The following is an 18,342-nucleotide window of genomic DNA, read 5'->3' on the forward strand; positions in this document are numbered from 1 at the left end:
CGAGCGTGTCGGATCCATGGGGCTTTAATCCTGATGAACACTTGAACGGCTCATTATCCAATCGGTTAATGAGCCTGTGCCACGCCGCACAAAACAGTCGCGGCGGCGGACTGAGATCGTGTGCTGGCAATGTTTCCCAGCGATACGACGCCAACCAGACGCTTGTCTCGGTTAAGCACGGGCAGGCGACGGAGGTGGACGTCCGCCATGTTTCTAGCGACATGCTCGATGTCTTCATCCTCATAGCAATAGCGGATGCCGCCACTCATTATTCTACTGATAGGGGTTGTTCCGGTGAGTCCTTCGGCGACTGCTCTGATGGCGATGTCCCGGTCCGTGATCATGCCAATCAGGCGCTCTTGCTCTTCAACCATAATGGCGCCGCTATCGATCCTGGCCATCATGCTTGCAGCCTCCTGGATCGTCTGGCTTGGTTTGGCTGTTAAAACATCTTTCGTCATAACTTCCGAGATCTTCATGAAAAAGACTCCTTTTAAAGGGATGCTTCAGTGATTACTGACTGTCTATTTTCGACTTGGAGGGGATGTACAGGGTTCAGAATGTTTTGTCTCCGCTTGTCATCGTGGGGAACCGGGATTCTCCAGCGCCGCTCATTGAGCGGCGTTTTCGTATTCCGGCGTTGCTCAAGGAACAGCGCAACACCGCAAACGTGCGGCAGGGCAGGCGGCTTCGGATGGATGGTTGAGTTTGTAACTTGCTCGATACAAATAATAATCCGTATCATTTAGTTTCAAATCAAGGGTGCGAGGGAGTGCATTGCCCACATAAAAATAAGGTTCAGGTAATGCTCAAAATGCTACTCGTGTACGGTCATCTGATTGCCACCTGTATTGCTCTGGGGAGGGTGCTGCAGGCAGATCAAAAGCTATGGAGCTGGCGCAAGGAGGTGTTGAGCCAAGTGCAACGTGAGTATCTCGACGAGACTCAAAAAATCGTCATGCTCGCGCTATTGGCTCTTTGGGGAAGTGGCTTGCTGCTGGTGCTCCAGGGTTACCTCTATGAGGGGACCACGTATCTGCTCAATCAAAAGCTCTGGGCCAAGGTGAGTGTTGTCGCGCTGCTTAGCCTCAACGGCGCTTTGTTGCATCGAATCGGTTTTCCGCTGCTGCAGAAAGCTCCCTTTGTTTTGTTAAACAGCTGCGCCCGGACTCGCCTTGCCCTGTTGGGCGCTCTCTCAATGAGTGGCTGGTCATTTGCTGCATTCCTGGGGGTGGCTCGAGCGTGGAATCACGTGCTGCCTTACTTGCATGTGATGGGTGCTTTTGCCGTGTTCTCGTTAGTGGCTTGTGCAGTGGCGTGGATAGTCGCCAGCACAGCAGGCGCTATGGATGATGAGTGGTCGCGCACTGGCAGTGAGTAAAACCTGATTATGCCGGACGCGGGCTGTTCAGGTTTATTCAGAATTGTGTTCGGGACACAGGGCGCAACTCTGGATAGAGTTCTCACCGCTCACCCAGCTTCGGCTCTTTACCAGGCACGGAGTGCTAGGCCTTGGTTGGGCGAGCACCCATTTTTGATTGTTCTCGACAGGGAGAATGGCGGCGCACGCGAAACCGTGCTCCCTTCAGGCACCGTCCCTGAGCAACTGGCTGAACGCCTCCAGTTCACTTTTTTCCACATCGGAAACCAGCACGAAGCGCATGTGGTTGGCTTGCCAGGACACCACGTTAAAGCCACGAATCGTCTGGGTCTGCCGCGGCTTGTCTGCCTCCGGCACGGGCAGGATAAACACATTGATGATGTGTTTGGCCCTCCCATAACTCAGCGCTGCCGTGGTCTGGTGTTGCAGATAATCCAGCCGCCCGCCCAGTAATGGAAATCCCTGCGCCGAGTAATCGAACACCGGCGGTGAGAAGTCGAGTTTGCCGGTGAACCAGGGCTTCACGGTGTGACGGTCGGAGGACACCACATCGTTCAGATGCTCGCCCATCAACGAGCGGACATGGCTGGAAACAGCCTCGTCCATCAGAGGTTGCTCGCTGCCCGGCGTCATCACATAAAGCACTGCCGCCAAGGCCAGCGCCGCCGCGGAAAACGTCGGTGCGAACCATTTCTGCCAGCGTTCGACGGCGCGAGTCGCGGGAGCACCCGCGGCAAACACGCTGGCCGCTAACGATGCCGGCGCCGAGTAATACGGCGCCTGGCGCTTCACACTGACCTTCAGCAGTTTCACTTCATCATGCAGCCGCGCGCACTCGGGGCATGCGGCCAGATGCGCAGCTACATCCGCAGCCGTCGCAGGATCGAGTTCGTGATCCAGATAACCATGCAGCCGTGTCTGGCAAACCGTGCAGTCGAGTTCATTCATGATCGTGCAACTTCAGTAGTTCGAGCTTGAGCATCGCGCGCCCCCGGGCCAGTCTCGACATGACGGTGCCGATGGGGATATCGACCACCAAAGCGATGTCCTTGTAAGGCATGTCTTCGAGTTCTTTCAGCACAATCACCTCACGAAACACTGGCGGCAGGGCGCACAGCGCTTGCTGGATCAGCGCCGCGTTTTCGGTGTGAATAGCCAGCAATTCCGGGGTCTGGCTGTGGCTCAGTGCGCCTTCGTCATCGCCGATGTCGTCATCGAAAGCAACCCAATGGCGCCCGGCCGAGGCTTTGAGCCAGGTGTAGCTTTCATTGCGCACGATGGTCAGAAACCAGGCCTTGGCGTTGCCATCGGCGAAACGCTGCAAAAACCTGAAGGCGCGCAGGGCACTTTCCTGCACGACATCGCGTGCGGCGGCGTCGTTGCCAGTGAGCCAGCGCGCGAGGTTGTAAGCGGCGTCCAGATGGGGCGCAATCAGATCCTCAAATCGCTTCATAGTGGCTTCCGCACTGTCACACCCCTATAACCGTGGTGCGTGGTCTTTTATTCCCTGAAAAGAATTTGTTTTCCCGCACGGAATAAACACTCATCCCGCAAGGTTTACCTCGTGTCAGCTACATCACTGTAGTCCGCCAGCGAGGACATACCGATGGACATTCAATCAAAACACCCATTGCGCACCGACGACTTGCTGAACCCTGACCGCCGAACGCTGCTCAAGTGCTCGGCGTGGGCCGGGGCAGGGGTTATCTGGGCCCTGAGCGGCGGCATTCCCCGGGCCTTTGCGCTGGATGAGGCAGGCAACGTCGCCGACCCCAAGGCACTGGCCAGCACGTTTCACTTCGTGCAGATCAGCGACTCGCACATCGGCTTCAACAAGGAAGCCAACCCGGAGCCGGCAAAGACATTGCAGGTGGCGATCGACAAGGTCATCAAGCTGCCAAAACCACCGTCGCTGATTCTGCATACCGGCGACATCACGCACCTGTCCAAGCCTGAGGAGTTCGACACTGCGGCACAGTTGCTCAAGGGGCTGCCGTCCACCGTGCATTACGTGCCGGGTGAACACGACACCCTCGATGAGGGCGGCGGCAAGCTTTACCTGGAGCGATACGGCAAGGGCACCAAAGGCAATGGCTGGTACAGCTTCGATGACCACGGCGTGCATTTCATCGCACTGGTAAACGTCTTCAACTTCCAGGCCGGTCACGAAGCCACCCTTGGCGCCGATCAACTGGCCTGGCTGGCCGATGATTTGCGGGCGGTGACGACCAGTACACCCATCGTCGTGTTTACCCACATTCCGCTGTGGACGATTTATCAGCCGTGGGGCTGGGGCACCGAGGATGGTGATCAAGCGATTGCGATGCTGCGCAAGTACGGTTCAGTGACGGTATTGAACGGCCATATCCATCAAGTCATCCAGAAGGTCGAAGGCAACATCACCTTCCACACCGCTCGTGGCACGGCTTACCCACAACCTGCACCGGGTGCGGCGCCGGCACCGGGGCCGATGACGGTGGCCGCCGATCAATTGCGCAATTACCTGGGGATCACCGATGTGCGAGCGACACAGGGCGATCATCCGCTGGCGCTGATTGATTCGACACTGGTCTAGGGGAGGGCGGTCAGATGAAAACGCGACTGTTGGCGGTGGTGTGCCTGATGCTGTCGATGCCGGCGTGGGCTCAGGAGGTGAAGATCGATATCAAGGAGTTCATGTTTGCACCCAAGGATTTGACCGTGGCCGTGGGCACCAAAGTGACGTGGGTGAATGACGACCAGATTCCGCACACGGTGGCAGAAACCCACAAGGTGTTTCGCTCGGGGGCGCTGGATACGAATGACAGTTTTTCCTGGGTGTTCAATACGCCGGGAGAGTTCGAGTATTTTTGTGCGCTGCACCCGCAGATGATCGGGAAGATTGTGGTCACCCAGTAAACAAAGGGCGCTGGAAGGTCAAAAGACCGCAGCCTTCGACTGTTCCGACGTCTGCCGGCTCAACCAGCAGGTATCCCCAGAAACGACAAAGCCCCGAATAATCGGGGCTTTGTCGTACGGAATCTGCTGACGACGCAGTTCGAGGAAGCGCCGCTCAGGTTTGTTATTTCGTAGTTGGCTGCTTCGTACTGTCGCCCGCGTTGGCAGTCGTCGCCCAATTACGCGTCTTTGGCGCCAATAATCGCTCGATGGCGCCACTCACCATGTTTTCCATCAAATTATCGCGCTCTTGTTCATCCAGCGAATGTTGCATCAGCCAACTGGGCGCGCTGTTGAGCAAGGCTGCAATGGCTCGACCCGCGGCCCGTTGCGCCGGTTCGCTCACGCGGGGTTTGGCTCCGAGCATCAGCAGCAATTTGCGTTCGTATTGCTCACGCAAGTGGCGAACCTGTTCTTGCTGCTCCTCGTTGAGACAGCCACTGTCGCGCTCCGCCAGTCGAAAATGCCAGGGCATTTCCTGGTGCAGATTCAGGTGGGCGCGGATCAGGCTGTTGAGCCTGTCGCGTTTTGCCGGCGCCTGTTGTTCAAGGCGCCCCAAGGTTGCCAACAGCTCTTCGTAGAACTCCTCGATCAAGTCGAGCAGCAAGTGCTGTTTGCTGGGGTAATGGTGATACAACGAGCCTGGAGTGAGCCCCAGGCTCGTCGCCAGCTCACGCATGCCGACCTGACCGAAACCCTTGCTGGCAAACAGCTCCAGCACCTTGCCCCGGTACTCGGCAAACCGTGAGCAACGCTCAGGCATAGGCATGGAAGCCACGTCCCGTTTTACGCCCCAGGTAACCGGCGGCGACCATTTCCTTGAGTAGCGGTGCAGGGCGATATTTGCTGTCATTGAAGCCGTCGTAAAACGCGTCAAGAATGGCCAGCACCGTGTCCAGACCGATCAGATCCGCCAGAGCCAGTGGCCCAATCGGCTGGTTGCAACCCAGGCGCATGCCGGCGTCGATGTCTTCGGCGCTGGCCAGGCCTTCCTGAAACACCAGGATCGCTTCATTGATCATCGGCACCAGAATCCGGTTGACCACGAAGCCCGGACGGTTGCCCGCGGTGATTGCGGTCTTGCCGAGGGTCTTTGCCATGTCCAACGCCAGGGCGTGGGTGGCATCGCTAGTTTGCAGGCCACGAATCACTTCGATCAGGCCCATCACCGGCACCGGGTTGAAAAAGTGCAGGCCGATGAAACGCTCAGGCTGGCTCACGCTGGCGGCGAGTTGGGTGATGGACAGCGACGACGTGTTGGAAGCAATCACGCACTCGGCGCTGACCTGAGCGGCGATCTGTTGCAACACGCGCAGTTTCAGATCGAGGTTTTCGGTGGCGGCTTCGATCACCAGTTGTACGCTTTGCAGGCTGTTGTAATCGGTACTGGTGCGAATCTTGTCGAGGGCGGCGAGCTTTTGCTCCTGCGTCAGCGCGTCCTTGGCGACCTGCCGATCAAGGTTTTTATCGACGGTCGCGATTGCCTTTTGCAGAGCGCTCTCGGAAATGTCGATCAAGGTCACGTTGAAGCCGGCCAGGGCGCAGACTTGCGCGATGCCATTGCCCATGGTGCCGACGCCGATAACGCCAATGTTCTGTAGGTTCATGCGTATGTCCTTGTGATCAAACCCGTTCGAACAACACGGCGATGCCTTGGCCGCCACCGATGCACATGGTCGCCAGGGCATAACGGCCCTGACAGCGATGCAGTTCATGAATGGCTTTGGTGGCGATGATCGCGCCAGTGGCGCCCACCGGATGGCCCAGCGAGATGCCCGAACCGTTGGGGTTGACCTTCTGCGGATCGAAGCCCAGCTCTTGTGCTACGGCACAGGCCTGGGCGGCGAAGGCTTCGTTGGACTCGATCACGTCAAGGTCGGCAACGGTCAGGCCGGCGCGCTTGAGTACCAAACGGGTGGCGGGAATCGGTCCCAGCCCCATCATTGAGGGCTCAACGCCTGCGTGGGCATAACCCACCAGTCGAGCCATGGGCTTGAGGACCCGTTCCTGAACAGTTTGACCGGTGGCCATGATCAGTGCGCCGGCACCATCATTGAGACCAGACGCGTTGCCGGCGGTGACGGTACCGTCCTTTTTGAACGCCGGTTTCATGCGGCTCAATTGCTCGACGTTGACCTCAGCCCGTACATGCTCATCCGTCGCAAACGAAACCGTCCCTTTGCGGGTCGCGACTTCGATCGGCACGATCTGCCCGGAAAAACGCCCCTCGGCAATCGCCCGGGCAGCACGCTGTTGGCTGAGAAGCGCCAATTCATCCTGCGCCTGACGTGTGATGCCATAGTGCTCGGCGATATTTTCAGCGGTGATCCCCATATGGAAACCGGCAAACGGGTCTTGCAGTACTCCAAGCATGTAATCGATGGCCTGCATGTCGCCCATTCGTGCACCCCAGCGCGCCTGCGGCAACAGGTACGCGCCTCGGCTCATGGACTCGACGCCACCGGCCAATGCAGCGCCCGCATCCCCCAGCATCAAACTTTGCGCGGCACTGACAATCGCCTGCAAACCCGAACCGCAAAGGCGGTTGACGTTGAAGGCGGGGGTCTCTTTCGTCAGGCCGGCATTCATCGCTACGACCCGGGAGATGTAGGCATCGCGTGCCTCGGTCGGGATCACATGTCCCATCACCGCATGACCGATGTGCTCGGGCGCCAGGCCAGATCGTTCGATAGCAGCGCGGCAAACATCGGTTGCCAACTGAATAGGCGGTACATCCTTGAGTGAACCGCCAAAGCTGCCGATGGCAGAGCGGACGGCGCTCACTACAAAAATATCGGAATGGTTCATGTTGGCTCTCTTGAACAGGTCTTTTTTGTTGAGCACGAGTCTAGAATCAGCAGCGCCGCTGGCCTATGCCAAAACTGTTCAAGGGTGATGGCGTTTTTTGCCATGTTCAGATGTGACGAGAGAGGCATTCAAATGCGGGAAACGGATTCGGTGGCGGTTTACTTCATGTATCCCATGATCCATGCGTTGCGTGAGAAGCCGCAGCGTCTGCGGTCACTCCTTGAACAGGTGGGAATTGATCCGGCACTGATGGATCAGCCGACAGCACGGGTGCCGGCCACGGCTTTCGCCGCGTTGTGGCTGGCACAGATTCGTGAGTTGAACGATGAGTTTTTCCAGTTGGACTCCCATGGTATGCCGCCGGGCAGTTTTGCCTTGATCTGTCGGGCATTGATTCAGGAGCCGACGCTGGAAAAAGCCATGCGTCAGTGCCTGGCCAATTTCGCCTTGTTCCTGCGTGATTTTCGCGGCACGTTGAGTGTGCGTGGCAAGCGTGCGGTCATCAGCTTGCAGACCCGCTCGCAGAACAGCGAGGTCAGCCGGCTGGGCGAAGAAACGTTTCTGGTGTTGATGATCAGTCTGCTGTGTTGGCTGGGCGGGCGGCGAATTCCCATCGATCGTGCGGACTTTCGTCATCAGCGTTTGTCGCTGCGTGATGATGCCTTGCTCTGGGGGCCCAACCTGACCTTTGGCACCGAACACACCGAAATCGAGTTCGCCAGTCACTACTTGCGGCTGCCGGTGGTTCAGGACCTTGCCTCGCTGAAAGTGTTTTTGCGCACCGCACCGCAATGGCTGGTGATCCGCTTCCGCAACCAGCATGGGCTGGCATCGCAGGTTCATCAGCGCCTGCGCCATAGCCATTACAGCGAATGGCCGACCTTGCAGGACTTCGCCCTGGAACAGCATCTGAGCCCCAGTACCTTTCGCCGCAAACTGGGACGTGAAGGCTGTTCGTATCAGGAAATCAAGGATGAAGTGCGGCGCGGGGTGGCGTTTGAACGGTTGCGCCAGACTAAGGCGAACATCAGTGATATTGCCGAACAGTTGGGGTTTCAGGAGCCGAGTGCGTTTCACCGCGCCTTCAAAAAATGGACGGGGGAGAGCCCGGGGCAATACCGTTTGCGTTTTCAAGGTCGTGATGATTGACCCATCCGGGCAGTCTTTTTGTGGTCTGTTTAGTTCGAGACGTGTTGAGCATTTCGCTCGGATATCTACTCGGCTGCACTCATCCGTGCCGTACGCATCGGGGTGATCTGCGCGAGGTCGTCACCTCTGGCTCTGCCTGCGCCGGTCTCTGCCCGGCGTACTCAGTGGCTGGCCTGATTACCGGTCAGGTGCCTGCTTTGCTACAGATCACACTCCGATGCGCTCTCATTGAGAGGGGCGGGCAGTTATCGTCAGGCTGACGTGACGCTGGTTGTCTTGCTCGCACGAAATGCGCGATTTCAGAGGTGGGTGATGGAAAGGTCGCTGATGATGCAGACCGAACCGTCTTGCGGGTCAGTGGTGTCGGAGTAATCGATCTGGTTGTACACACCGCCGTGGAAGGCGAGAGTTTTCGTGTCCCAGGTGTTGTCGAGGCGCATGATTGCAGAGGTGGATTTGACGCCATTACAGCTCGCCGAGACGGATACAGCGCCGCTCGAATTGGCGTGAATGTTGATTTTGAAAAGTGCACCGAGTGGCACGTCTTCCAGAATCGTCGTGTTCACCGGGTCTTCCTGGAGATAGCTCGACCGAAATCCCATCGTGATTCGGCCTTTGTTCCAAAACACTTTTACAGGTGGCCTTTCCGAACCCTGAACATGAATCTGGCTGATCACAACCTTCTGCAGCGAGTTGACCTTCGTGACTCGCATTTCTTGTCGGTTCCAGTGGTCAGCAGCGCTGGCGAACAACCAATAGCCCGGCTCTTTCCACTCGCAGCGCGTCCGCAGGGTGCTCTTGCTCGAAGCACCGAGCGTCGGCGCCGTCATTTGCAGCGAGCCATCTGGAAGCATCGAAACAACTTCCGGGCATTCAAGCAGTGCCCGCCAGCCGATCAATTCAAGCGCGATCGGGTTGGTGTCGGAGATTGGAAGCGGTGTAGCGATTGTGTAGTTGCTGATGTCTACGGTCATGGTCATTTCCCTATTTCATTTGATGTCACCCTTTGCTCAGTTGAGCCTTACGTTTGGTGCTGCTGGGCCAGTGATGCGTTGGCTTGAATTGAAATATAGGTATTCCCGTAATTTATGTCAATGGGCATTCCCATAATTCAGCCGCTCCCACATTCCTATGGAGAGGGGGTCTGTATTTGGTGAGATTGGATGCGCTGAAATTCTTCTTGGGAGTGCAGCCACGCGCAGTACGACGAACGCCTCAAGCTCGTCCAGGCATTGAGGAGTGGCGTCCAGCAGAGCGTTGTTCTGCCAAGGCTGCAACCGTTGGAGCCAACTCAGCCCTTCAACGCGAATACATCGCCCACCAGAACACATGTCCCAGAATCGAAATCTGCTGCTCCTGGATTTGCTGGAACGTGTAGTCCTCGTCCGGATGTTCGTCTCGGTTGAAGCTTCGCAGGCGAATTCCGGTGGGCGTGCGGTACACCTGTTTGACCCTTAGCTGGCCGTGGTGGTTGATCGCGTACATCTCGCCGTCGACGATATCGCTCAATGTGTTCTTGCCAACGTTCACGCCAACCGTGGCGCCGTCGCGCAGCACCGGCAGCATGCTGTTGCCGCTCACCGCGACGCACTTCGCGTTGCTGAACTGAACGTTGTTGTGGCGAAGGTCTTTCTTGAAGAAGCGCAGCCTGGCGCTGGCGCTTTCGGCAATCGCGAATCGGCCGGAGCCCGCTGCTAACTCCACTTCCTGGAGAAATGGCACGTAAACCTCGTCGTCATCGAGCGGGGTTTCGTCATCCCATGTCTCAATGTCTGACATTGCCACGTTTGGTTGAGTGCGCTCAGCGGTTACTGCAACACCTTTGAGCATGTCGCCACTGCCTTCAGCGAGCCACATAGGGGAGACACCACAGACCGAAGCAATCTGAGCAGCAAAGGCTGTCGCCTTCGATTTGCCGCGCTCAAGGTCGGAAATTGATGTCTGCGTGAGGCCGGCGCGCTCGGCAAGCTCGGTCTGGTTTAGACCGGCATGGCGACGGGCGATTTTGAGTCTTTCTTTAAATTCCATCCGCGAAGTATTACGGGCGCTCCCATACTCTTGCAAGTCGGTATTCCTATATTTATGTGGTATGGGTGTTCCTGTATGGGCGGCCCCCCCAAAAAAAAAAGCGCTCAATGTCTGGAAGCATTGTGATCACCACAGCCTGGGTGGGCTCACTAAATTCAGAGCCGTATCATTGGCAGTGGGCTCAGTGGGTTTGTTAGCAGTCGTTTGAGCGAAAGCTGAACTAAGCGAATGTGAAATCCTGCATCTGGAAAGGCCGAGAATATCTCACGTCGCTTCTGTCGTGAGAGTCCAAAAGCAACCGCACCGCGGGAGACGTCGATCCAATCGGCTTTGCGAAATACCTCTGCAAGGTTCTGTGGATCGCTATGGGACCGAGTTATTTTATGGTGGTTGCGAATGATCATTCGACCTGACCAGTCATTTGCATTCGTTCTGACCACCGATTGCATCGGATTCGAGCAGCATGCTTTGCAACCATGTACGGCAGAGAACGGCCAGAAGCGGTCAGCGGGATGCGCCTGGAAAACGAGTTGATTCAATGGGCATCAGAAATGACGGTGCGTGCGGACACGATGGCTGATATCTTTCCTGCGCACCAAATCGCCTCCAGTCGGCGCTGATCCCATCAAGGAAGATAGAAACAATGAAAGTGTTATTCATCGCTTCGCTAGGAATTGCATCGCTAATTCAAGCATCACTATCCTTCGCGGATAATGTTAATGGAAAAAATCTCTATTTACAGCGATGCAGCATGTGCCACGGAGTAGATCTTAAAGCAACAGGACCATTGGCTAATAAAAGCAATCCTCCTACGCCTGATCTAACAACATCCGCTTTCAAAAAGCGATTAAATGATTATCCGGGCGTAATTGTATCATCGATAATACTTCGTCCAAATGGAGACTTGATTCCAAGAACGTTGCGAGAGAATGGTGTAAAGCTATCGCCGTACGCTTGGAGGATTAAAGATCTGCGCGATTTAAATGAATACATGGGTGGTGTGTTTTCAAAGAATCGATGATTTTAGAGATGAGAGGCAGGCACAGAAAATTAAATGCCATTTCAGATTTGAGGGCTTGTGGGGCGATGCCGGTGAGTCAGTCGACCTCGCGCGGGCACATCGCTAATGAACAATCTCCGATTAATACAAGCTCGGGTGGCTCTTCGCATCAAGCAGCAGTCGGCTGCGGTCGTGACAGGCAAGTAACGGCCAAAAGCAGACATTCACCTGCCAATTTTATGTCCTGCTCCAGATTGTGCCGGACTTTCCCCTATATTAATTATCATTCAAATAAGTTTGTCGCAGTAGCGATCCGAACTTAATCGTCATATTTATGAGGTCATATGCAAGTCAGTTGCCATAATGAGAAATCGCTTCATTCACGTCTCTATGATATCGATCTGGTTAATGCCTAAAATAAAAACAAGTATTACACATGGATGCGAATTGATTGACTTTTTACCCCAATTTACCATTCGTCGTCATGCAGAAAAAAAATTCAACTTTTTCGAAAGCGGGTGACTCCCACTAATACAACCATCAAGGCGGTGGGTGTATTTTTCTGATTGATTGACGATTGCTGATAGGAGATAGTAATGAACTACGTAGATCGCGATACCTATGGCATATACAAAACCAACCTCCTGCGAGATACCAGCTCCGAGGAACAGGGGCCTGGCCCCGACCTGATGGGGGCAGACACACTCATTGGAAATGATGTTTATAACCATAATGGCGAAGACTTGGGGGATATTAAGGAAATCATGCTAGATGTTCGCAGCGGAAGAGTGAGTTATGCTGTTCTATCTTTTGGTGGGTTTCTTGGCATGGGAGAAAAACTGTTTGCAGTGCCCTGGAATGCATTGACACTGGATACAGTAAACAAGCGCTTCGTACTCAATGTAGAGAAAGAGCGCTTGGAAAATGCACCAGGTTTTGACAAGGACAGTTGGCCTAATATGGCTGACGAGTCTTGGGCCACAGAAATTCATTCTTTCTATGGAACTAAACCCTTCGTTTACGATACTGTTCTGAGATAAAGTGTCGACAAAGCTAATATCCATGTCCGAAATGAAGAGTGATGCGCGCCGAGCAAACAACGATATGTTTCGTTGGGGGCCAAACCCTAAGGCGCGCATTGCGGTAAAAAAAGGTTTGTCGAAGCAACAAGGGAGGATATTTTCTACAACTATCCAGTGCTCCATTGCATATTACGCGAAACGTGATCTTCCGTTTTGGCCCAGGCTGTGTGAAAAAGTTTTGGAGCAGGTTTGACAATCAGGACTGGAACGAAAATCGCGCTCCCTGTCGCAGAGGGCAGCAATCAATCTGCCGTAGGGGTTACAGGCTCTGTGGTATTTACAGTCGAAACTCGATTATTGGCAAACAGGTAAAGTCACACGGAAAATCGTGCCGTCCTCTAGCGTCGACTCGACCTCCATCTTTCCACCATGGCCCTCTACAATCTGAGCGGCGATGAATAATCCAAGCCCCAGACCAGAGGAGGTTCCTGGTTCACTGTCGGTATATCTGGAATAACGTCCTTCCGGATCGAAGAGAGTGGGCAATGCGCTGGGAGGAATGGGCTCGCCATAATTTTGCACGCAAAAGTAGGTGGTGGTGCCATCCCCGGTCAATGTGACATTAATCGGACGCTGTAAGTGGCCGTGTCGCGCGGCGTTGCCAATAAGATTCGAGAACACTTGTGCCATGCGTGATGGATCGTATAGGCCTGGTACCGGTCCCGTGTCGGTGAAAATGATTTTTGCTTTAGGGTGGGCAGCGGTGATTTCATCCACGACTGATTTGCAAACAGAAGTTAGGTCAGTATTTTCTGGTTGTACCGGAATGCCCGTGCCAAGGTTACAGCGCGCCAGGTCGAGCAGATCTTGCACCATCTGGTTGGCGCTTTGAACGCTTGTAGAAATCTGCGCAATTATTTTTTTTCCACGGCTGCCCAGTTCCTCAGTCTGCCTCAACAGATCGGCGCCCAGCATTACCGCGCCCAACGGAGTGCGAAGGTCGTGGCCCAATACCCCCAAGACCGTTTTTCGGGTTGTTTCCACCGCTCGCCCATACGTCGCAATTGACTCGACAAGCGCTTGATCTATCGCCTCGTTGAATCGGATTATGTCCACAATTTCATGGTCGTCCCCTGTGCCTTCCTGGGCCAGCCAAAGCCTGAGGACGCTTGATCTGAGGGCGCGATATTCGGAGACCACCTGGTCCAGAGTGAAACCAGCCATTAGGCGCGTCACTGCATGGCTTTGAGCCGCCGACTCCTCTTCTGTTACAGGTGCCAGCCCATGGGACTTGTCGATCTGTTGCTGCTGGGTTTGAGAGGTACGCATATCGAGCGCAACAGCCCTCAAAATAAATTCGGCATGGTTTCTCAGGCCTTGGGAATCCATAGCGGGCATCGAGGTATCAACAGACCTGGCAAATGCTTCCCACGCTTGCAGAATAGGCTCAAGGTTTTTGAGGATGAAATCTGAAAGTCTCATGGGGATCCTAATGGACGACATTAATCAAGTGAGTTTTGCTATCTGCAATTAGCCTAGCGGAATGACAGAAACCGGTGTTTCTGCGTGCAATGCCGTTGGTCAGTTCTAATCGGTGATCATCCGCACCACCCTGGGCAGGGAAGCGGATATTGATGATGTCGCCAACGGCTAGTGCAACGCTATAGAGGCTTGTGATGCAGAGTATTGCTAGCGGTTGAGAGGGAAAGCGATTGACCGGTTCTGGCCGATTCTGTTGAAAAAGGCCAAGTGCTGCCCGAACACTGCGTTTCGCAAGATCGTTCGCAGCGTCCATGAAGCCGCGCGTGATGTGGCTCGGCGAATCGCAGCGATGCCTGCGTATGTGCGCTCTCGCCACGAACGTAAAAAGGTCGAAACGTTGTTTGCCCACCTCAAACGCATCCTGAAATTGGATCGCCTGAGATTACGTGGCATGAGTGGTGCAACCGATGAGTTCACGCTGGCCGCCGCAGTGCAGAACCTGCGACGGCTGGCCAAATTTACCTCTAAAGGGCCACCGCTCACGGAATAGGTGCGCCTGCATTCAGCAAAAAAACCTCAAATTAACCCGCTAACTGAGCAGCAACGGTCAACGAAGGGCCGAGAAACCACTCAATGTGGTGAGTCGGTTCTCCGATGGTGGTCGTGCCTGAGTTCAGGTGAGCTGAAAATCCGACTTTTTCAACAGAATCGGCCAACAGCGGTCGTTGAAATGCTCAGAATCACGCTATGCAACATCACTTGTTCAGGCTATCGCTTGATGCTCGACTGCTCTGAAACCTAAGCTCTGAGTGAACCGCAACAGATAGCCATCTGGATCAAGCACCAAAAAGTTAAGCTCTCCGTGCAGGCGCTCTTTATCTCGGTACCAGCACTCTTCAATGGGTCTGCGCAATTCAATACCAGCGTCTTCGATGGCCTTAGCCAAAGCTTTGGTATCAGAGCACTGAATCGAAAGATTCATCCCTCGGCCATAGGGTGATAATAGAGGGCCAACACGCCATGGAGACGCCTCCAAGTCATCCTGCTCCAGCATCAATTGACTCCCTTGAAAGGACAGGAAAGTGAATTTGTCTTCAGGCCTTTCGTATTCAATTTGGAAACCCAGAATCAGGCAGTAAAAATCCAAGCTTCGTTTTAAGTCAGAGACAATCATCTCTGGAACTAACGTGTTCATCTTCATAAACGGACTCCTTGTCGTTGATAACACCCCTCGAGCAGTGGGACTTTCGGCGAAAAGCCCCGATCGAATCACTTTTTAACCGGGGCATTCCAGCATTCGGGGCATTTAGCGACGTGGCCACAGTTTGAAGTGCGCCATCTCCGACTCGGCTCAAGACGTACCATTCTCGCCCTATCAGCCTTCCCTGTGGCGGAGCTACAAGCCCGACGCCCCTACGCCGCCTGCCGCCGCATGGTCAGGATAGCAGCACCGAAACCGATGAATGTCGACCCCACCACCCGGCTGACCCAACGGGATAGCGCAGGCCGGGTTAGCACCCCCTTGGCCCGCGATGCGAGCGCGGCATAGAGGCTCAGGGACGATACCGACAATGCCATGAAGATCGAGGTGAGGATCAGAAATTGCGGTAGCAATGCCGCACTCTGATCGATGAACTGCGGGAACAACGCGGTGAAGAACATCGTCGCCTTGGGGTTGGTCACCGCCGTCAGGAAGGCCGCTTTGTACAGTTTGGAACGAGTCGGTCGGCTTTCCTTCAAGTCGTCCTGAATCCCGTCCGGGAGCATCGGGCCCTTTTTGAACAATTGTCTGATGCCCAGGTAGAACAAATAACCGGCACCAATGAACTTCACTGCATTGAACAGCCATTCGGAACTGGCAAGCAGCGCCCCCAGCCCCAGCATGGCAGCGGACGAAAGGCAGAACAGGCCACTGGCGTTGCCGAGCGATGACCATATGGCGCTGCGCTGCCCATGGGCCAGGCTATTGTTGATCGCCATCAAGGTCGCAGGCCCTGGGCTGGCAATGGCAATCGCGGCGACCAATGTAAACGTCAGAATCGAGTGAGAATCCATTTTCAAGCTCGTGGTGGTGGGGGCTGGCATGTTACAGGAACGAACGGGACAAGGAGTTAGGTGGTGCTCGGTTTGCCAGACGGTCATTGGATTAAAAGCGTTCCTTGCCCGCTGAACGATTTAGCCAATCTGTCGCGTCGATCGGTTGAATCCACACCCCATGGCTGCCAGTGGGGACAGGCAGAAATCGGCCAATTGCAGCCCTTCGCGACTGGCAGCAAACGGCCAATATTGAACTGCCTGAGTCGCACGCCAAATCGGATAATTGAATTGAAAAAATCGTCGCTGCAGTTAACGCAGTTGCCGTGGTGTTGCGTTCAGCATTTTTTTCATCAGTCGCCGCAGGGATGTGGGATCTCTGTATCCAACTTGTTCGGCAATGGTGTCGATTGAGTATTTACTGTTTGCCAGCAGTTCCCGGGCTTTATTGGCCTGGACACGCTGGATCAGCCGCAACGGGCTATATCCGGTGGCCTTGTGGATGTGTCGAGACAAGGTCCGCTCTGACAGACCAAAGTCGGATGCGAGTGTGCTGACGCTGATAATCGCCGGTAGCGAGGCTTCAATATGAGCCGTCAATTGTGCGATCAATTCGTTCCCCTGAGCCATCATTGCCGGAACCATAAAAGGCGATTGCAGTTGCCGACCATCGATCAGTAGCGCCCGAGCAACGCCATCTGCCAAAGCTGGGGAGAAATGGCTTCGCAGAAGATGCAACATCAGATCGCTATGACCTAGCGCTGCACCCGCAGTAATCAACGGCGGATCGAGGATTACCATGCGCTCGGCATCTACCTGGCACTCCGGCGCCCACTGCTGGAGTAAGGGTGCCATCCACCAAGAAGTGGTTACACAGTGCCCAGCGAGCAGGTTTGCAGCCTGCAGCACGAATACTGCAGAACATGATGCGGCTACGTTACCCCCGGCCTGCACGTGCGCGCGTAATGCCGGAACCAGCAGAGCAATATCCGCCTGTTGTAATCGGTGCTCGATCATGGGGGCGTCAGCCACTCCGATGCCGGGGATGATCCAGCAAGAGCGGTCATCAGGGTTGATAGCCAAGGGCTGAACCGCAATCTGCATACCGTGGCCGAGCGTCACGCAATCCGTGTTCACCCCACAGACTTGCCAGCGAGGTACAGCGGAGCCCAGTCGCTGGGCGAGTACGGCCGCCGTTGAACGGATATCCAGAGTCAGTGCGACACTGGAGGCAAAGGCGCCAGGAACTACCAGAATCGTGAAGTCATTCATTGGCTGATTATGCACGAAAGATGTCGAATCGGTCGCTGGTTGCAGTGGTCGAGGGCTGACTTAATAACGCTTCCATTTCATCGAGCGTTAACCCGTATGCCAAATATCCTGATCAAGGTGCCTCAAGGTTCTTTTACTTGCGAACAACGGGCACTGCTGTGCGAAGAGATTACGAAAGTGGCCATCGCGGTCGAGCAAATCGGCGACGATCCACGTCAACGGGGCCTGTGCTGGACTCTCATTGACGAAGTGGCTTCTGGCTCCTGGACATGCGGCGCAGTGGATATCAGCGCTCAAGCCATCCCCTGCATTGTGCAGGTTAAGGTCCCCGGCGGTGTGCTGAATGAGGCCATGCGAAGCGACTATGTGCAGCGTTTGCATCAAGCAGTAACCCGGTCGCAAGCAGCGGACGACCAGCGGATCATCATGACTTCGATCATCCTTGATGAAGTCAGAGATGGCTTCTGGGCAGCCAACGGAGCGATTTGGCATTTGGCCGATTTCATTCAGGCGGCTGGGTACCGACATCTGCAAGGGCAGGCGGAGCAGTAAGGCATTACAGCTCGCAGGACATTTGTCGCACCACTGCGAGTGGTTGCTATAGGGCGTTTTCAGTCGGTCGCGGCCGGCTGAAAACGGCCATTTCCGGTCAACCGTGACAGATACAAACTCGTCAGCAGGCCTTGCTGCGGCTCCAGATTTTTGCCTGGAGTGGGGGACGAGCATATCGGATTAACATTCCAACATTCTCAATGTCACATCTATCACATTTCATGTCGCAGATAATTGAGAACCTGCGACAGAGTCACGCGATATCACAAAGCCTTTACTGTCAAGCCCGAGTGAGTCGTCGCATAACTTAGAAGTTATGCGACAGTTTTTTAACGCCGCTGCACCAGTATCAAGGCGCAAGGTCAATCGTAAAAAGTGAACTCACTCATCTTGAACGCTGCGCCCACGGCCACCCCTAAATTCATAAGTTCGTTAGTCATCATCAGCCATATGACCATGCGAGGGGTGTATTGCCGCTTACCTCACGTAAATTTCCGAGACGGCTCCCCATTAATATGTATGACTTGAGTGAGGCAGTAGCCGCGATTTCTGACTGCGCGAAAGAGATGCCGTCCTCCTGCGTTTTTCTTGAATTTTATTTGCAGTCTACTCAAACTCATCTCCAGGCCGCGATAGAGCTCAGGATCTCTCCCAATACTACTAATTAGCTCTGCTCT

The 18,342-nt window shown here is 54.9% G+C and carries 19 protein-coding genes and 1 pseudogene; 8 read left to right on the forward strand and 12 right to left on the reverse strand.

Annotated elements, in window-relative coordinates; genetic code table 11:
* Positions 1–65: 65 nt before the first annotated feature.
* Positions 66–479 carry a CBS domain-containing protein gene (locus F475_RS10200; RefSeq protein ID WP_111453846.1) on the reverse strand — a complete coding sequence of 138 codons (414 nt, stop codon included), beginning with the start codon at positions 477–479 and terminating at the stop codon, positions 66–68.
* Positions 480–805: 326 nt separating this feature from the next.
* On the opposite strand from F475_RS10200, the gene F475_RS10210 reads away from it, so the two are divergent.
* Positions 806–1,381 carry a hypothetical protein gene (locus tag F475_RS10210; RefSeq protein ID WP_111453847.1) on the forward strand — a complete coding sequence of 192 codons (576 nt, stop codon included), beginning with the start codon at positions 806–808 and terminating at the stop codon, positions 1,379–1,381.
* A 204-nt stretch (positions 1,382–1,585) separates the two neighbouring features.
* Here F475_RS10210 and F475_RS10215 read toward each other — a convergent pair whose 3' ends face one another.
* Positions 1,586–2,329: an anti-sigma factor gene (locus tag F475_RS10215; protein ID WP_111453848.1), complete on the reverse strand. Its 744-nt coding sequence runs from the start codon at positions 2,327–2,329 to the stop codon at positions 1,586–1,588.
* Positions 2,322–2,834: a sigma-70 family RNA polymerase sigma factor gene (locus F475_RS10220; RefSeq protein ID WP_007941935.1), complete on the reverse strand. Its 513-nt coding sequence runs from the start codon at positions 2,832–2,834 to the stop codon at positions 2,322–2,324. The genes F475_RS10215 and F475_RS10220 overlap by 8 nt, the downstream gene beginning before the upstream one ends.
* Before the next feature lie 153 nt (positions 2,835–2,987).
* Between F475_RS10220 and F475_RS10225 the strand changes: the two genes are divergently transcribed.
* Positions 2,988–3,956: a metallophosphoesterase gene (locus F475_RS10225; RefSeq protein ID WP_018927975.1), complete on the forward strand. Its 969-nt coding sequence runs from the start codon at positions 2,988–2,990 to the stop codon at positions 3,954–3,956.
* Positions 3,957–3,970: 14 nt separating this feature from the next.
* Positions 3,971–4,279 carry a cupredoxin family copper-binding protein gene (locus F475_RS10230; protein WP_007941931.1) on the forward strand — a complete coding sequence of 103 codons (309 nt, stop codon included), beginning with the start codon at positions 3,971–3,973 and terminating at the stop codon, positions 4,277–4,279.
* Positions 4,280–4,442: 163 nt separating this feature from the next.
* Here the strand turns inward: F475_RS10230 and F475_RS10235 are convergent, their stop codons facing one another.
* The 3 genes from F475_RS10235 to F475_RS10245 are packed head-to-tail and all read right to left on the reverse strand — an operon-like array spanning position 4,443 to position 7,126.
* Positions 4,443–5,087 carry a TetR/AcrR family transcriptional regulator gene (locus F475_RS10235; RefSeq protein ID WP_111453849.1) on the reverse strand — a complete coding sequence of 215 codons (645 nt, stop codon included), beginning with the start codon at positions 5,085–5,087 and terminating at the stop codon, positions 4,443–4,445.
* A complete protein-coding gene (locus F475_RS10240; protein ID WP_111453850.1) occupies positions 5,074–5,925 on the reverse strand; it encodes a 3-hydroxybutyryl-CoA dehydrogenase in 852 nt (283 codons plus the stop codon). Before F475_RS10240 ends, F475_RS10235 begins: the two co-directional genes overlap by 14 nt.
* Positions 5,926–5,941: 16 nt before the next feature.
* Positions 5,942–7,126, reverse strand: a complete 1,185-nt coding sequence (locus tag F475_RS10245) for an acetyl-CoA C-acyltransferase family protein (RefSeq protein WP_111453851.1) — start codon at positions 7,124–7,126, stop codon at positions 5,942–5,944.
* Positions 7,127–7,258: 132 nt separating this feature from the next.
* Here F475_RS10245 and F475_RS10250 point away from each other — a divergent pair, with 132 nt between their 5' ends.
* Positions 7,259–8,275 (forward strand): AraC family transcriptional regulator, encoded by a 1,017-nt coding sequence (locus tag F475_RS10250; RefSeq protein ID WP_019582775.1) that lies wholly within the window; start codon positions 7,259–7,261, stop codon positions 8,273–8,275.
* A 299-nt stretch (positions 8,276–8,574) separates the two neighbouring features.
* Here F475_RS10250 and F475_RS10255 read toward each other — a convergent pair whose 3' ends face one another.
* Positions 8,575–9,249: a polysaccharide lyase family 7 protein gene (locus F475_RS10255; RefSeq protein WP_026286569.1), complete on the reverse strand. Its 675-nt coding sequence runs from the start codon at positions 9,247–9,249 to the stop codon at positions 8,575–8,577.
* A 325-nt stretch (positions 9,250–9,574) separates the two neighbouring features.
* Complete coding sequence (locus tag F475_RS10260) at positions 9,575–10,303, reverse strand: helix-turn-helix transcriptional regulator (RefSeq protein ID WP_064617062.1); 729 nt, start codon at positions 10,301–10,303, stop codon at positions 9,575–9,577.
* A gap of 643 nt (positions 10,304–10,946) precedes the next feature.
* On the opposite strand from F475_RS10260, the gene F475_RS10270 reads away from it, so the two are divergent.
* Positions 10,947–11,324 (forward strand): c-type cytochrome, encoded by a 378-nt coding sequence (locus F475_RS10270; RefSeq protein ID WP_111453852.1) that lies wholly within the window; start codon positions 10,947–10,949, stop codon positions 11,322–11,324.
* Positions 11,325–11,899: 575 nt separating this feature from the next.
* Positions 11,900–12,343 carry a PRC-barrel domain-containing protein gene (locus tag F475_RS10275; RefSeq protein ID WP_111453853.1) on the forward strand — a complete coding sequence of 148 codons (444 nt, stop codon included), beginning with the start codon at positions 11,900–11,902 and terminating at the stop codon, positions 12,341–12,343.
* Positions 12,344–12,679: 336 nt separating this feature from the next.
* On the opposite strand, the gene F475_RS31015 is transcribed toward F475_RS10275, so the two are convergent.
* The gene (locus F475_RS31015) at positions 12,680–13,807 is read right to left on the reverse strand and encodes a sensor histidine kinase (RefSeq protein WP_111453854.1); all 1,128 of its coding nucleotides are present in this window, start codon (positions 13,805–13,807) and stop codon (positions 12,680–12,682) included.
* A 259-nt stretch (positions 13,808–14,066) separates the two neighbouring features.
* On the opposite strand from F475_RS31015, the pseudogene F475_RS10285 reads away from it, so the two are divergent.
* Positions 14,067–14,357 (forward strand): annotated as a pseudogene (locus tag F475_RS10285) (transposase); the annotation flags it as partial.
* Between the two features lie 213 nt (positions 14,358–14,570).
* On the opposite strand, the gene F475_RS10290 reads toward F475_RS10285, so the two are convergent.
* From F475_RS10290 to F475_RS10300, 3 genes are all read right to left on the reverse strand, one after another.
* The gene (locus tag F475_RS10290; RefSeq protein ID WP_111453855.1) at positions 14,571–15,008 is read right to left on the reverse strand and encodes a VOC family protein; all 438 of its coding nucleotides are present in this window, start codon (positions 15,006–15,008) and stop codon (positions 14,571–14,573) included.
* Positions 15,009–15,220: 212 nt separating this feature from the next.
* Positions 15,221–15,862 carry a LysE family translocator gene (locus F475_RS10295; RefSeq protein WP_052964729.1) on the reverse strand — a complete coding sequence of 214 codons (642 nt, stop codon included), beginning with the start codon at positions 15,860–15,862 and terminating at the stop codon, positions 15,221–15,223.
* A 291-nt stretch (positions 15,863–16,153) separates the two neighbouring features.
* Positions 16,154–17,113, reverse strand: coding sequence for a GlxA family transcriptional regulator (locus F475_RS10300; RefSeq protein ID WP_111453856.1), 960 nt, complete (start codon positions 17,111–17,113; stop codon positions 16,154–16,156).
* 96 nt (positions 17,114–17,209) lie between these two features.
* Between F475_RS10300 and F475_RS10305 the strand changes: the two genes are divergently transcribed.
* Positions 17,210–17,665 (forward strand): tautomerase family protein, encoded by a 456-nt coding sequence (locus F475_RS10305; protein WP_064617066.1) that lies wholly within the window; start codon positions 17,210–17,212, stop codon positions 17,663–17,665.
* Positions 17,666–18,342: the final 677 nt, after the last annotated feature.

It is taken from the genome of Pseudomonas sp. URMO17WK12:I6 (assembly GCF_003253625.1).
Classification (GTDB): domain Bacteria; phylum Pseudomonadota; class Gammaproteobacteria; order Pseudomonadales; family Pseudomonadaceae; genus Aquipseudomonas.

Excerpts from the sequence above, each read along its gene's own strand:
- F475_RS10200 (WP_111453846.1), bottom strand. The coding sequence starts at position 479 with ATGAAGATCTCGGAAGTTATGACGAAAGATGTTTTAACAGCCAAACCA.
- F475_RS10210 (WP_111453847.1), top strand. The coding sequence starts at position 806 with ATGCTCAAAATGCTACTCGTGTACGGTCATCTGATTGCCACCTGTATT.
- F475_RS10215 (WP_111453848.1), bottom strand. The coding sequence starts at position 2,329 with ATGAATGAACTCGACTGCACGGTTTGCCAGACACGGCTGCATGGTTAT.
- F475_RS10220 (WP_007941935.1), bottom strand. The coding sequence starts at position 2,834 with ATGAAGCGATTTGAGGATCTGATTGCGCCCCATCTGGACGCCGCTTAC.
- F475_RS10225 (WP_018927975.1), top strand. The coding sequence starts at position 2,988 with ATGGACATTCAATCAAAACACCCATTGCGCACCGACGACTTGCTGAAC.
- F475_RS10230 (WP_007941931.1), top strand. The coding sequence starts at position 3,971 with ATGAAAACGCGACTGTTGGCGGTGGTGTGCCTGATGCTGTCGATGCCG.
- F475_RS10235 (WP_111453849.1), bottom strand. The coding sequence starts at position 5,087 with ATGCCTATGCCTGAGCGTTGCTCACGGTTTGCCGAGTACCGGGGCAAG.
- F475_RS10240 (WP_111453850.1), bottom strand. The coding sequence starts at position 5,925 with ATGAACCTACAGAACATTGGCGTTATCGGCGTCGGCACCATGGGCAAT.
- F475_RS10245 (WP_111453851.1), bottom strand. The coding sequence starts at position 7,126 with ATGAACCATTCCGATATTTTTGTAGTGAGCGCCGTCCGCTCTGCCATC.
- F475_RS10250 (WP_019582775.1), top strand. The coding sequence starts at position 7,259 with ATGCGGGAAACGGATTCGGTGGCGGTTTACTTCATGTATCCCATGATC.
- F475_RS10255 (WP_026286569.1), bottom strand. The coding sequence starts at position 9,249 with ATGACCGTAGACATCAGCAACTACACAATCGCTACACCGCTTCCAATC.
- F475_RS10260 (WP_064617062.1), bottom strand. The coding sequence starts at position 10,303 with ATGGAATTTAAAGAAAGACTCAAAATCGCCCGTCGCCATGCCGGTCTA.
- F475_RS10270 (WP_111453852.1), top strand. The coding sequence starts at position 10,947 with ATGAAAGTGTTATTCATCGCTTCGCTAGGAATTGCATCGCTAATTCAA.
- F475_RS10275 (WP_111453853.1), top strand. The coding sequence starts at position 11,900 with ATGAACTACGTAGATCGCGATACCTATGGCATATACAAAACCAACCTC.
- F475_RS31015 (WP_111453854.1), bottom strand. The coding sequence starts at position 13,807 with ATGAGACTTTCAGATTTCATCCTCAAAAACCTTGAGCCTATTCTGCAA.
- F475_RS10290 (WP_111453855.1), bottom strand. The coding sequence starts at position 15,008 with ATGAAGATGAACACGTTAGTTCCAGAGATGATTGTCTCTGACTTAAAA.
- F475_RS10295 (WP_052964729.1), bottom strand. The coding sequence starts at position 15,862 with ATGGATTCTCACTCGATTCTGACGTTTACATTGGTCGCCGCGATTGCC.
- F475_RS10300 (WP_111453856.1), bottom strand. The coding sequence starts at position 17,113 with ATGAATGACTTCACGATTCTGGTAGTTCCTGGCGCCTTTGCCTCCAGT.
- F475_RS10305 (WP_064617066.1), top strand. The coding sequence starts at position 17,210 with ATGCCAAATATCCTGATCAAGGTGCCTCAAGGTTCTTTTACTTGCGAA.